The sequence below is a fragment of the Promicromonospora sp. NPDC023805 genome, from assembly GCF_040639635.1.
Lineage (GTDB): Bacteria > Actinomycetota > Actinomycetes > Actinomycetales > Cellulomonadaceae > Promicromonospora.
Genome location: NZ_JBFAAH010000009.1, coordinates 24,620 through 37,236 on the forward strand (window position 1 = coordinate 24,620; position 12,617 = coordinate 37,236).

At 68.2% G+C, this 12,617-nt stretch carries 11 protein-coding genes; 9 read left to right on the plus strand and 2 right to left on the minus strand.

Annotated features, from left to right (window positions below):
- Positions 1-82 precede the first annotated feature (82 nt).
- The 3 genes from AB0F70_RS11170 (at position 83) to AB0F70_RS11180 (ending at position 2,700) form a co-directional block, all read left to right on the plus strand.
- Positions 83-1,165, plus strand: a complete 1,083-nt coding sequence (locus AB0F70_RS11170; protein ID WP_357447662.1) for a DNA polymerase IV — start codon at positions 83-85, stop codon at positions 1,163-1,165.
- 67 nt (positions 1,166-1,232) lie between these two features.
- Positions 1,233-2,075, plus strand: a complete 843-nt coding sequence (locus tag AB0F70_RS11175) for an RNA methyltransferase (RefSeq protein WP_357447665.1) — start codon at positions 1,233-1,235, stop codon at positions 2,073-2,075.
- Positions 2,076-2,298: 223 nt separating this feature from the next.
- Positions 2,299-2,700, plus strand: a complete 402-nt coding sequence (locus AB0F70_RS11180) for an NUDIX hydrolase (protein WP_357447668.1) — start codon at positions 2,299-2,301, stop codon at positions 2,698-2,700.
- A gap of 152 nt (positions 2,701-2,852) precedes the next feature.
- On the opposite strand, the gene AB0F70_RS11185 is transcribed toward AB0F70_RS11180, so the two are convergent.
- Together AB0F70_RS11185 and AB0F70_RS11190 are read right to left on the minus strand one after the other, a co-directional pair.
- Positions 2,853-3,755, minus strand: a complete 903-nt coding sequence (locus tag AB0F70_RS11185; protein ID WP_357447671.1) for an S-4TM family putative pore-forming effector — start codon at positions 3,753-3,755, stop codon at positions 2,853-2,855.
- Positions 3,756-3,764: 9 nt separating this feature from the next.
- Positions 3,765-4,634 carry a hypothetical protein gene (locus AB0F70_RS11190; RefSeq protein ID WP_357447674.1) on the minus strand — a complete coding sequence of 290 codons (870 nt, stop codon included), beginning with the start codon at positions 4,632-4,634 and terminating at the stop codon, positions 3,765-3,767.
- A 478-nt stretch (positions 4,635-5,112) separates the two neighbouring features.
- Between AB0F70_RS11190 and fxlM the strand changes: the two genes are divergently transcribed.
- The 6 genes from fxlM to AB0F70_RS11220 all read left to right on the plus strand — a co-directional run bounded on the left by fxlM (position 5,113) and on the right by AB0F70_RS11220 (position 12,589).
- On the plus strand, positions 5,113-6,426 hold the full coding sequence (gene fxlM / locus AB0F70_RS11195) for a methyltransferase, FxLD system (protein ID WP_357447677.1): 1,314 nt from the start codon (positions 5,113-5,115) through the stop codon (positions 6,424-6,426).
- 52 nt (positions 6,427-6,478) lie between these two features.
- The gene (locus AB0F70_RS11200) at positions 6,479-6,637 is read left to right on the plus strand and encodes an FxLD family lanthipeptide (protein WP_357447681.1); all 159 of its coding nucleotides are present in this window, start codon (positions 6,479-6,481) and stop codon (positions 6,635-6,637) included.
- 83 nt (positions 6,638-6,720) lie between these two features.
- Positions 6,721-9,669 carry a lantibiotic dehydratase gene (locus tag AB0F70_RS11205; RefSeq protein WP_357447684.1) on the plus strand — a complete coding sequence of 983 codons (2,949 nt, stop codon included), beginning with the start codon at positions 6,721-6,723 and terminating at the stop codon, positions 9,667-9,669.
- On the plus strand, positions 9,666-10,775 hold the full coding sequence (locus AB0F70_RS11210) for a lanthionine synthetase C family protein (RefSeq protein ID WP_357447687.1): 1,110 nt from the start codon (positions 9,666-9,668) through the stop codon (positions 10,773-10,775). Before AB0F70_RS11205 ends, AB0F70_RS11210 begins: the two co-directional genes overlap by 4 nt.
- 12 nt (positions 10,776-10,787) lie before the next feature.
- Positions 10,788-11,732, plus strand: a complete 945-nt coding sequence (locus AB0F70_RS11215; RefSeq protein ID WP_357447690.1) for a thiopeptide-type bacteriocin biosynthesis protein — start codon at positions 10,788-10,790, stop codon at positions 11,730-11,732.
- Entirely contained in the window at positions 11,729-12,589 is an 861-nt protein-coding gene (locus AB0F70_RS11220; RefSeq protein WP_357447693.1) for a phosphotransferase, read from the plus strand. The genes AB0F70_RS11215 and AB0F70_RS11220 overlap by 4 nt, the downstream gene beginning before the upstream one ends.
- Positions 12,590-12,617: the final 28 nt, after the last annotated feature.

Consider the following 12,617-nt stretch of genomic DNA (forward strand, 5'->3'; position numbering starts at 1 on the left):
TTCCCACCGCGTTCCGACCGGGTGACGGAACCATGTGACGGAACCGGGTGACAGCACGGGGAGGTCCCGGGAGACTCGTGCCATGGGCGCGCACGCCTTCCGCTGGGTTTTGCACGTCGACCTCGACCAGTTCCTGGTCGCGGTCGAGCTGCTGCGGCGCCCGGAGCTCGCCGGAAAGCCGGTGATCGTGGGCGGGCGCGGCGACCCGACCGAGCGGGCCGTGGTCTCCACCGCGTCGTACGAGGCGCGGGAGTTCGGCGTCGGGTCCGGAATGCCGCTGCGCATCGCCGCCCGCAAGGTCCCGGACGCGATCATCCTGCCCGTCGACCAGGAGGCCTACCTCGAGGCGTCCGGGCACGTGATGGACACGCTGCGTGGGCTCGGCCTGGTGGTGGAGGTGCTCGGCTGGGACGAGGCGTTCCTCGGCTGCGACGCCGACGACCCGGAGGCGGTTGCCCACCGGGTGCAGGAAGCGGTCCTCGCCGCCACCGAGCTGCACTGCTCGGTAGGCATCGGCGACAACAAGATCCGCGCGAAGATCGCCACCGGGTTCGGCAAGCCCGCGGGCGTCTTCCGCCTCACCGCGCAGAACTGGTTCGAGGTGATGGGGGAGCGGCCCACCATCGACCTGTGGGGCGTCGGCTCCAAGGTGTCCAAACGCCTCGCCGCACACGGCGTCAAGACCGTCGCACAGCTCGCCGCGGCCGACGGCGACATGCTGGTCGGCGAGTTCGGGCCCCGCATGGGCGCCTGGTACGGCGACCTGGGTCGCGGGCACGGCTCCGCCGTCGTCGACGACGCACCCTGGGTGGCGCGCGGGCACAGCCGCGAGACCACCTACCAGCGCAATCTCACCACGCCCGAGCAGGTGGACGCAGCCCTGCGTGACCTGGTCACACAGGTGCACGCCGACACAGAGGCCGAGGACCGGCCTGTCTTCCGGATGGGCCTCAAGGTGCGCTACGCCCCCTTCTTCACCCAGAACTACTCCAAGAAGCTCCAGGCGCCGACGCGGTCGCTCGACGAGCTCACCGCAGCCGTCCTCGACCTCGCGGCGGGCATGGAGCCGGGACGCGAGGTGCGCCTGCTCGGCGTGCGCGCCGAGATGGTGATGCCCGACGGCGGTGACCCGGTCGAGCGCACGCCCGTCCGCGGACGGATCTGACGGGCGGATCCGCCGGGCGGACCGGACCCCGCCCGACAAGGGCTCACCGGTCAGGGAGAATGCACGGGTGACCACCCTCGACGTCGTCCGCATCGACGACCCCGCCGACGAGCGCCTCGCCGACTACAACAACCTCACGGACGTCGTCCTGCGCTCCAAGCACGAGCCGGCCAAGGGTCTGTACATCGCCGAGAGCTCGACGGTGATCCGGCGGGCGCTCGCTGCCGGGCACCGGCCGCGGTCGTTCCTCATGGCGCCGAAGTGGCTGGACTCGATGAGCGACCTGATCGGGGAGACCGGGGCGCCCGTCTACGTCGCCGAGGAACCGCTGCTGAAGGAGATCACCGGCTTCAACCTGCACCGCGGCGCGATGGCAGCCATGCACCGGCCGCCGCTGCCCGGCGTGCACGAGCTGCTCGCGGGCGCGCGTGGGGGCGCGGGGGCGCGGCGCGTCGTGATCTTCGAGGACATCGTCGACCACACGAACGTCGGTGCGGGGATGCGGGCCTGCGCGGCCCTCGGGGTCGACGTCGTGCTGTTCACCCCGAGCTGCGCGGACCCGCTGTACCGGCGGGCCGTCCGGGTCTCCATGGGGACGGTCTTCCAGATCCCGTGGACGCGGATCGACCCCTGGCCCAGCGGCATCCAGGCCCTGCACGAGCACGGCTTCAAGGTGGCGGCGCTCGCGCTGGAGGACGATTCGGTCTCGCTGGACGACCTGGTGGCCGATCCGCCCGAGAAGCTCGCGCTGGTTCTCGGCACCGAGGGCGACGGGCTCAAGGCCCGGACCATTGCCGAGTGCGACATGACGGTGCGGATCCCGATGTCCGGGGGAGTGGACTCGCTGAACGTGGCCTCGGCCGTGGCGGTCGCTGCCTGGGCGACGCGGGTGCCGGCGGGCGACAGGTGAACGGCGAGTCCTGGCACTGGGTAGAGGTGACGTAGCGACGCCTGGTGGGCTCGCGACTGCGCCAGCGCGACGTCGACCACGTGGTTAGGTTCGTCTGCGTGACGATCGCTCTCGAAGTGACTCCGGGCAAGGACATCGGTTCGGCGGAGCACACGCGCTCGATCCCGCGGAAGCGGTCGGCGGCGACGGTGGTGTTCACCGACGGTGCGGGGCGGGTGTTGCTGTGCGAGCCGACGTACAAGCAGGTCTGGGAGGCCCCGGCGGCGCGGTCGAGGCCGATGAGTCTCCCCGTAACGCCGCCGTGCGGGAGGTGCATGAGGAGTTGGGCTTGGTGGTCGAACCGGGTCGCTTGGTGGCGGTGGACTACGTCCCTCCGATCGAGGGTCGCACGGAGGGCCTGATCTTCGTCTACGACAGCGGGCGTTTGACCGACGAGCAGGCCGCGGCGATCCAGCTTGCCGACGGGGAGCTGCGGTCCTGGGCGTGGTGCACAGTCGATCGGGTGCACGAGCGGATGCGCCCTATGGTGGCCCGTCGTATCGAGGCCGCGCTCGGTGCGGTCATTGACGGTGGTGTGGTGGAACTGGAGAACGGCCACCCGGTCGGCGCGAAGCTGGTCGAGTAGTTACTCTCGCGCAAATTGGCGCCCGATAGGTGGCGTCGGGGCCCAGCCTCCGATCATCCTCGGGCGGATGTCGTGGAGGCGCCGATGCTGCCATGGAGGCCACTCTGATCACAGATGGCGATCATCGTCCATAATCCGAGGATCGCCACCTATCAGCGAGTCTTACCGTGATTTACAGCTTCTTCGATGAGGTGCACTGCGCTTTGCTGCATGAGATTCTCGTTGCGATCACGGCGGAGGTTATCGAGCCAGTCGGGGACATGGGCGTTAGTCAGCCGGATGGTGAGGATTTGATCCTGGACTGCGCGGCAGTCGTCGATCGTGAGTTGACCTCCATGTTGGAGTGCGCGTTCCCACAGCCCGTTGACCTTGCTTTCAGCCTTCGACTTCGCCTCCGCGCTCTCCCTGTTGTTGCGGATCATCTCGATGAGCTCTCGTGCAGGCCCCAGCAGTGGCACTAACAGCATGGTGAGTGCGTCGGTAGCGGTGAGTTTGCAGATGACCGCAAGGGCGATCGCCGCCAGGGTTAGCGCGACGAGAAGGCTGGCGATGATGGCGGCGTAGAGTTGGTGAACCGGTGCGCCCCATCCGAGGTTGCTGCGCTGGCAGATAAGGATGTCGAGCGGTCGCGCGACGGGGCCCGTGTCGGGGTACCAGTCCTTGGTGCGTTTGCCTCGATAACGTGTGGCGGTTTCAGCGATGACCGTAGGTGAGGGATGCTCGGCGGCCATGCTGTTCCACGGGATACCGAAGACGTGGGTGTCGAACTCCTCTTGTATAGAGACCGCCTGTTTGCGGCATCGTTTCTCGCGACTGCTTCCGAGGACGGACCAGAAGAACGTGACCGCGCCGCCGACAGTGCCGACAATGGTTCGGGCGTCTGGATTCGCTAGTGCAACGATGACGGTGGCGATGGCCAGAGCCACTACGGTGAGCACGCGCGCGTCGTGCAGATGCTTGGCGTCGGTGTAGAGCCGTGATTGCGCGGCGAGGAACCTCTGGGCGCGCACGGTGTTCTGCGCTGTCTGGATGGTCCTGTGCGTGTGATCGGGCATCGGATCGGGCTACGTGTCGCAATAGGGGAAGGTGGTTCCCCAGATCGCCTGGAGGGCTTGGTTCATGTCGTATCGCTCGTCGTCGAGCCAGGCATCGCAGGCGGCATCGATGTGCTTCTTGCACTTCCGCAGATCGGTGATCGCCGACAAGCGGGCGGTCTCGTTGGAGCAGGCTCCGATCCGTGACACCAATCCCGTGGGGTCATTCATAGCTGGAAGGCCCTGGTTGAGCAACGTCGTGACAATGGATTTGACCGCTGTAAGCGGGAAGACGCTCCGGTTGTTCTTGCCGTATTCAGCGGCGCGCATCTCCAGGTAGAATGACGAGATGGAGACGGATTGCTCGTACCTCCATGCTTTCAGGACACGAGCGACCTTACGGACAGCGCCGTTGTGATTATGATCCATGTCAGCGACGAATTTGTTGTGAGCCTTCGGTGCGGACTCTCGCCAGCCGCCGCCAGACGCGGGGATGAGCAGAACTTCATTGTTGTCGGTCGCGCCTCGCTCCAGGTAGGCAGGCGTGATCTCGTACTGCGAGAGAAGGCCGCTGAAATCGAGGGTCACGGTTGGACGGCTGACGGTCACGGTGGCTTCCCACAACTCACGCTTGAGAAGATCCCGGATGTTGTTCAGGATCGTGGTGGACGACCCCGGCCGGTCCTCGAAGTGGATCCGTGCGATGTAGTCGACGTCGCTGTGGGGCATGACGGCAGTGCCATGCTGAAATGATCCGCTCTGGAAGAAGCCCATGAGGCGGTGATTGGCGGCGATGAGAACTTTCACTCGCTCTCGGTAGCGTCGGACCTCCGCCTTGTGTGACTCGGTGGGATTCCGCGCGGCGAGGTACTGGTCAAAGCCTTCCCCGAGTGAGGTCACTCCCATACCTGCGCTATCTCGTTGTTTTGTGTCCGCGGTCAATGGGCGGCCCATGCGGATAAGCTGTCTGGCCATCCCGGTCGAGAGGCCACGGTACCGAGGGTGGTGGAGCGCATGGGGCAAGTCGTCGGGTGATGTCTGCGGGGTGCCATCGGGTCGAGACCGAGGCTCGGGTACCACCCGCTCTCGCAATAGCCTGCGGCTCATCGTCATCGGACGAGGCAAGCTCTGTCGTCCACGAATCCCGCGGTCTGTATTCCTTCTTGATGAGGACGTTGTGCACCGCCTCCGTGCGGTGACGCGGATCGACTCGCCCTGCTTGCGATGCTGAAGGGTCTCGACTTGCTAAAGCCGAGTCGTCGGCGGCGATAGTGGTAAACACGGCGGCAGTACCGTGCGGGCCCGGGCCCCTCCGAGCGGGGCCAGAGGGCGCGCCTACGGCATGACACCGCAGGGGTTCGCACGACTTGGGCACGGCTTGGGCGCTGCCGCCTCCCTCGAAGGGCCTCTTCCCGGCAGGATTGTGAGCACAAGGCAGGACGCTGATCCCGAGGGAGCCACCGTGACCGAGCAATCCAGCATGACCGCCGAGGAGAAGGCCGCCGGCCTGCGCGAACAGATGGTGCAGTACCTGGTCGAGCATGGTGACGCGCGGACGCCGTCGGTCGTTGCAGCTTTGCGGAAGGTGCCTCGTCATCTGGTTGCCGGCGCTGACCCGGAGCGGGCGTACTCCCCGGAGAAGGCGCTGGTGACGAAGCGGTCGGCCGACGGGGTAGGGCTGAGCTCGGTCTCAGCGGCTAGGGTCCAGGCGATGCAGCTGGAGCAGGCGGACCTGCTCGCGGGGATGCGGGTGCTGGAGGTCGGCTCCGGCGGCGTGAACGCTGCCTATATCGCTGAGTTGGTCGGTCCGTCCGGGAAGGTCGTCACGGTCGACATCGATGAGGACGTGACCGACCGGGCCCACCAGTTCCTGAGCGCGGCGGGCTACGAGGATGTCGTGGTCGTGACAGGCGACGCCGAGCATGGTGTGCCTGCGCACGCGCCCTACGACCGGATCGTCGTTACGGTCGAGACCTCCGACATCCCGCCCGCGTGGCGCGAGCAACTAACTCCGGACGGCGTGATCGTGGCGCCCATACGGGTACGAGGGCTCACTCGCACAGTCGCGCTCGTCCGCGACGGAGAGTCACTGGTTAGTCGTTCGATGGACGTGTGCGGGTTTGTGCCCATGCGTGGAGAAGGGGCCAGTGCGGTCGACGTCGTCGTGCTGCACGACGACGCCGGCCAAGGAGTCGGGCTTCGGATCGACGGGCCCGAGGTGTTCGACGACCAGGCGCTTCGCGAGGCGTTGCACGACTGGCGCGCCGAGCAGTGGAGTGGTGTGATGGTCGGCGGCACGGAGTCGTTGGAGTACCTCGACCTATGGTTGACGACCGCGCTTGACCCGATGCCGCTGCTGGCCGCCGAGCCCGGCGCGAAGGTGGCCGGCCTGGTCGCGGCTGCGTCACCGCTGGGGATCCCAGCCTTGGTCGACGGCGACTCCTTCGCCTATCGCAAGGCGCGGCCCACCGAAGAGGCCGACCGCTTCGAGCTCGGTGTGATCGCCCACGGTCCGCACGCCGAGCAGGTCGCCGCGCGCTATGCGGAGCAGATCGTCACGTGGGACGCCGAGCACCGCAGCGACCGGCCACGGCTGACCGTCGCCCCGGCCGGTTCCCAGGTGGCTGAGGATTCGCCGTCCTCACGGACCGTCGACCGGCGGCACAGCCGCCTCACGATCACCTGGCCCTGATCGGCCAGGGAGCAAGGAACCCAACCCGATTCACCAATCAGGAGGCACTGCTATGCCCGGAATCAGCACCGCCCGTCAGGGATTCGGCGAGTTCGACCTCGACGTGACCACCGTCCAGTCAGCGTCCGTCGTCGGCAACCTGCTGCGCGGCACCACCGACGGCTGCACGTCCACGTGCGAGTCGGCCTGCTCGAACTCGACTTGCAACTGACGTAACCGACTCCCGGTGCCGTGACGCTGCCGATCAGACCGTCACGGCACCGGGCTTCCACCGGAGCGGAAAGGAGCCACCCCGTGTACCGTCACCTGCCCGACACCCTGATTCGCACAGCCGTCCTGCCCGTCTCCGACCAGACACCCGTCTATCCCGGCCCAGACGCCAGCGTGCCGCAGACGCTCGCATGGATGGCGTCGGCGTGGGAGAACACTGCGCTGTGCCGTGGTGTCGCGAACGCCAGCCCTGACCTCGCCGACGCCGTGGACGCGCTCCTGACAGCGGGACACGAGCCCGAGCCGCGCGCGGTGCGTCGTACCGCGCTCTCGTTTGCCCGTTACCACCTGCGTGCGACGACGCGGTCGACGCCCTTCGGCCTCCTGGCGGGCGTCGGCCCTGCTCGCTTCGAAGCGACCAGCACGCTGGAGCGCGTCGCCCCCGAATCCCGCAGCCGCCCCGACGCGCTGTGGCTCGACGGCCAGGTCACCCGTTTGGAGAGGGACCCGCAGGTGGTCGAGCGGTCGGTCGTGGTCGCTGACGAGACGATCCGCCGTCACGGAAACGACGTCGTCCTGCCGCACCGGCCCGGCCACGACGGTCCTGCGGAGTCTCGCCTGCGTGTCACCGGGGCACTGGCGATGATCTTGGACAAGGCCCGTACCCCCGTCGCCACGACGGCGCTCCTCGATGCGGTTGCTGAGCAGTACCCAGACGTGGAGCGCGACGTTGTGCTGAAGGCTGTGGTCGGGTTGGTCCGCGAGGGATTCCTCCACACCGATGTGCGTCCACCGACCACTACTGTCGACACGCTCAGGCACCTCGCGGTGCATAGCAGCCCGCAGGTCCGCGCCCTGGCGACCGCCGACCCCGGCGCAGCGGTGATGACCGACCTGATCACGGGCACCCGGGCCACGGTCTCGACCAGGGTTGGCCGCGAGCTGGAGCAGGCGTTGGCCGTGATGGCCCGCATCTCTCCACACCCGCACGGCACCCCGGCCTGGCGCGACTACCGCACACGGTTCCTGGATACCTACAGTCTCGGCGCACTCGTCCCTGTCACCGAGCTCGTCGACCCGGTCCTAGGACTCGGCTTCCCGAGCGGTTACCGCGGAACTGCGTCGGCGCAAGCTGGCGCGCCGACGACCGGCCGCGACGAGTACCTGCTGGCACTGGTCCAGCGGGCCACCGCCGCTCGTCACCGCGAAGTCGTCCTGACAGGTCACGATATTGAGGCATTGAGCATCGCGCCCCCGGCGCACGTCCCGTCCAGCACGGCGATGAACGTCTCTCTGTACGCCCAGTCGTGCGTAGCGATCGACGACGGGGACTTCCGCGTAGTGTGCGGCGGCCTGTCGGTCGCCTCTGGTGTGACCCTCGGACGCTTCCTATCGCTGCTGGAGCCCGCCGACCTGACTCGGCGCGTCACGGCACTGGCCGGCCTGCCGCCACTGGACGATCAGGCAGTCCGGGTCCAGGTTTCCAGCCCCGCGCTGCGCACCCGGACTCAGAATGTGGCGCGCTCGGTCAAGGTCATGCCTGATCTGATCGCCGTCGGCGAGCACAACCCGGAGGCCACGATCCGGCTGGCCGACCTTGCCGTCGGAGCCACCACCACCCGCATGTTCCTCGTCCATGTGCCCACCGGCCGTCGGATTGAACCGTTCGTGTTGAACGCGCTCGAACCCGTCTCCGCGACGCACCCGATGGTCCGGTTCGTGTGCGAGCTGCCCCGGGCACACACCGCCGTCATGGCTCCGTTCTCGTGGGGTGGTGCGGCCGGCCTGCCCTTCCTGCCTGCCGTGCGCACCGGCCGCGTGGTCCTGTCCGAAGCTCTGTGGCGGCTGGATCGCCTGGAAGTCGAGAGACCCGGCGTCGTGCCGGACTACGCACTGAACGTGTGGCTGGACCGCTGGGGTGTGCCCGACGACGTCTTCCTCGGTGCCTACGACCAGCGCCTGCGCTTGGATCTGACCGAGCCGGGCCACCGTGCGCTGCTCCTACATGAGGTCACCCGGCAGGGCCGCGTCACACTTACCGAAGCGCCTAGCAAGGACGACCTAGGCTGGATCGGGCACGCCCACCAGCTCACCATTGAACTGACCTCGACCCAGAAGCCCGCGGCGCGACCCGACGCGCACGCGCGACCCGTCGTAGCCCGCCGTGAGAACGTCCGCCACCCCGGCTCCTCCCGCACCTGCCTGCTGAAGGTATATGCGCCCGACGAACTTGCCGCGGCGATCCTGGACGGAGACCTCCGCCCCGATTTTGTGCGCGATGCCGGGATCGAGGACTGGTGGTTCACCCGCTATACCGACCCCGCCGACCACCTGCGCATCCGGCTCCGGTTGCGCACCGCGGACGACTTCGGCGCTGTCGCCCGGCATGTTGCCGGGTGGGCAGCCCGCGCCCGTCACGACGGTCTGGTCAGTCGTATCCGCTGGGACGACGACCTCCCCGAGCTCGGCCGTTACGGCGCGGGGAACGTCCTGGACGCCGCCGAGACGTTCTTTGCCGCAGACTCCCGCGCAGCCCTGGTCCAGATGACCTTCGCCCCGCTCGACGATGACGCGGATGGCATCTCTACGGGAACCTGGCGCACGGCAATGACCGTCGCGAGCATGGTGGACCTTGCTTCCGGGTTCCTCGGCGAGCACGAGTGCCACGACTGGCTCGTCGAGCGTCTCCGCCGCGATACGAACGCCCACCCGGACCGGGCCATGCAGACGTTGGCCAACCGCCTCGCAGGGCCGGACGGACGCGTGCTCCTCGCCGGGACGCCGCACGGCCAACGAATCCTCGCTGCCTGGGTACACCGGGCGGACACACTCCGCCGCTACGCCGTCCGCCTGACCGACTCCGGGACCGACCCGGCCGACGTCGTCGGTGCGCTGCTCCACATGCACCACAATCGCGCACACGGCATCGACCCTGACGGTGAGGCGGCGATTCTGCGTGCGACGCGCTCACTCGCACTCTCCGTCACCGCTAGGGCAGCACAGGCGGCACCGCGAGAGGTAGCGCTCGCATGACCGTCTCCAGTGCGACTCCGCCCCCGGCGCGCGCCATGCCTTCCCTCGCCCGGCAGTCCTTGTCTCGTGGCGACCTCGGTGCGGCGCTCCTGTCGGCGGTGCGCACGGACAACGAAGGACAGACCCTTGAACTCGCCGCACGATCCACGATGCCGCTGCTCAGCGGGCAACGCGCGGGGATCTTCCTCGGCGCCCCAGCCCTGACCTTTGTGCTCCACGTGGCCGGCTGGAAGGGCCCAGCCATGGACCGGTTGGACGCGATCGTGGCCGCCCATGTCCGGGCTCGCCTGGCTGTCGCCCACGACCGCATCGATGCTGGAAGGCCCGCTGCGTTCGCCGAGTACGACCTGATGCATGGGCTGGCAGGCGTCGGCACGCTGCTCCTGGCCCGCCGCACCGACCTGGACACCACCAAGGCGCTACTGGCCTACCTTGTGCGCCTCACCGAACTCGTCCGCACTTCCCTCGCGGGCGCACGCCCCGGCTGGTGGGTCTGGCACCAGCATTCGGCGCCCGACCAACCCGGACCCCACGCCAACGCCGGACTGGCCCACGGCATCACCGGCCCTCTGGCCGTCCTCGCTCTCGCGATACGCCGCAACATCCGAGTGCCCGGCGATCTGGACGCGATCGGCAGGATCCTCGCCTGGTTCGACGACAACCGTCACCTCGACGGCGGATGGGCACGCTGGACAGGCGACCGGGAAGCCGGCCCCCGGGCACCATCGTGGTGCTACGGAACCCCCGGCGTGGCGCGGGCACAGCAGCTTGCCGCGATCGTCACCGGCGACACACGACGCAAGCAGGCCGCGGAGATGGCACTGGCTGCCTGCCTGACCGACCGCGCACGGCTCGACGCCCTGACCGGCTCGGGTCTCTGTCATGGACCGGCCGGAACGCTTCAGGTCGTGCGCCGAGCGGCGGCGGACGCCGGTGATCCCCACACCTTCGATCCGCACCTGACCGAGCTGACCAACCGCCTGCGCAGCGCCCCCGAACCACGTCAGCCAGGACTCCTGGAGGGCTTGCCCGGAGTCCGGCTGGTCCTGGACCACCCGCCAGCCCCGCACACGCCCGGCTGGGACACCTGCCTCGGCATCGTCTGACGGGAAGTCGACATGATCCGCACCGAGCATGAGACCACCGAAAGAGCGGTCCTGACCTATCTGTTCGGGGAAGACCTCGCCGTCGCCGCCCGAGCAGCCGACATGAGCCCCGCCCATCTCGCATCGATCGCCGAGAGGTACCGGGCTGCAGGCCGCAGCACCATCGATCTCGACCCGCAAGGCTGGGCGCAGGTCGACGTCGAGTTCGGCGACTACGCCGACGCCGAGCGAGCATTCCGTGACGAGCTGTGGCCCACGCTCCAAACGAAGCGATGGTGGTTCGTCCGCAAGAACCCCCACTGGCGCCTGCGCTATTTCGACTCCGGGCCCACCGACTTCCCCGACGATCTGCGATCCGCCCTGGACTCGATGACCGCTCGCGGCACGCTCCAACATTGGCGCCCGGCAGTCTACGAACCGGAGACCGCCGCTTTCGGAGGACCCGCCGGGCTGCAGGCCGTGAACGACATCCACGCCGCCGACAGCACCGGCCTACTCACCTTTCTCGACGCGCGCGGCACCAACGACAAGATCGCGCCCCGCCTACCCGTCACGTCCCTGATGGTGCTCGCTCATCTGATGCGTTCGACCGGACTCGAGTGGGAGGAACAGGGCGACGTCTGGGCGCGCGTTATGGAGCAGCGACCGGAGGCTCCAATCACCGACCAGAGGGTCGGGCAGCTCGCCCTCAAGGCGCGCAGCGCGCTGACCGTTGACCTCACCCCACTCATCCGTGACGACCCGAGCTTCGCCGCGCTCAGCACCTGGGCCACCGTGATGCACGACGCAGGACGACGCCTCGCCGCCGTAGCCGCAGACGGTGCGCTCCAGACCGGACTTCGGACCGTCCTGGCCCGCACCGTCTTGTTCTGCTGGAACCGCGCCGGGTTCACCACAGACCAGCAATCCGTCTGGTCCCTCGCCGCCCGCCGAGCAGTCCTGGGGATGACCCGATGACACACGACACCGCCGCCAGCCCACTCAATGCGCCTGACGAGGCGACCTGGCACCGGATGCTCACCGCCTTCGAACTCGCCGCCCGCCGGATGAGTGGACTCCCAGGCCCTCCGATGGACCGGGTCTGGGGCTGGCGAGGACGCACCCTCTCCGGGTCTGTCGAGATCGGCTCCACCACCTACTGGCTACGCCTGGTCAGCGGACGTATAGGCGAGATCAGCCGGACCTTCTGGCGCGGGAACGTCACCGCCGAAGAACATCTTCCCTCCGCCGTACCCCGTCCTCGGCTCTGGGCGAGAGACGAGTGGGAGACGCGTCCCTGGCGCTACGCCGCCGAGATGTTCGAACACGTCGTCGTGCGACCAATCAGCGGTGTCCCTGCTCCGCCCGCCCTCGTAACGGTCGGGGCGCTCCCGGACGCGTGGTGGTCGGCGCTACGCACCTCACTCGATATTCTCGCCACCGTAAGCACGCCGCGCTTCACGATCGGCCCGGTCTGGGCCGAGCAACTGCTGACCGACTGCTTCGGTCCTCACCGAGCCGCGGCCGGTTCCTGGAGGACGTGCCACGGCGACCTGCACTGGTCGAACCTTGCGAGCCCCGACCTCGTGATCTTCGACTGGGAAGGATGGGGGAGTGGCCCGGAGGGTTACGACGCCGCATGCCTACTCATTCACAGCCTGCTCCAGCCGGACCTCACAGCGCAGGTCCGCGACCGGTTCGCCGACGTTCTCGACGGTGAATGCGGAAGGTACGCCCAGCAGGTCGTCGCAGCCGAGCAGTTCTGGCGCCGTCGAGACACGCCGAACGATCCGCTCGTGCCTGCGCTGCACGAGTACGCCATCACGCTCCGATGAGGGCCACGGTGGTTTCGACATCGGTGCA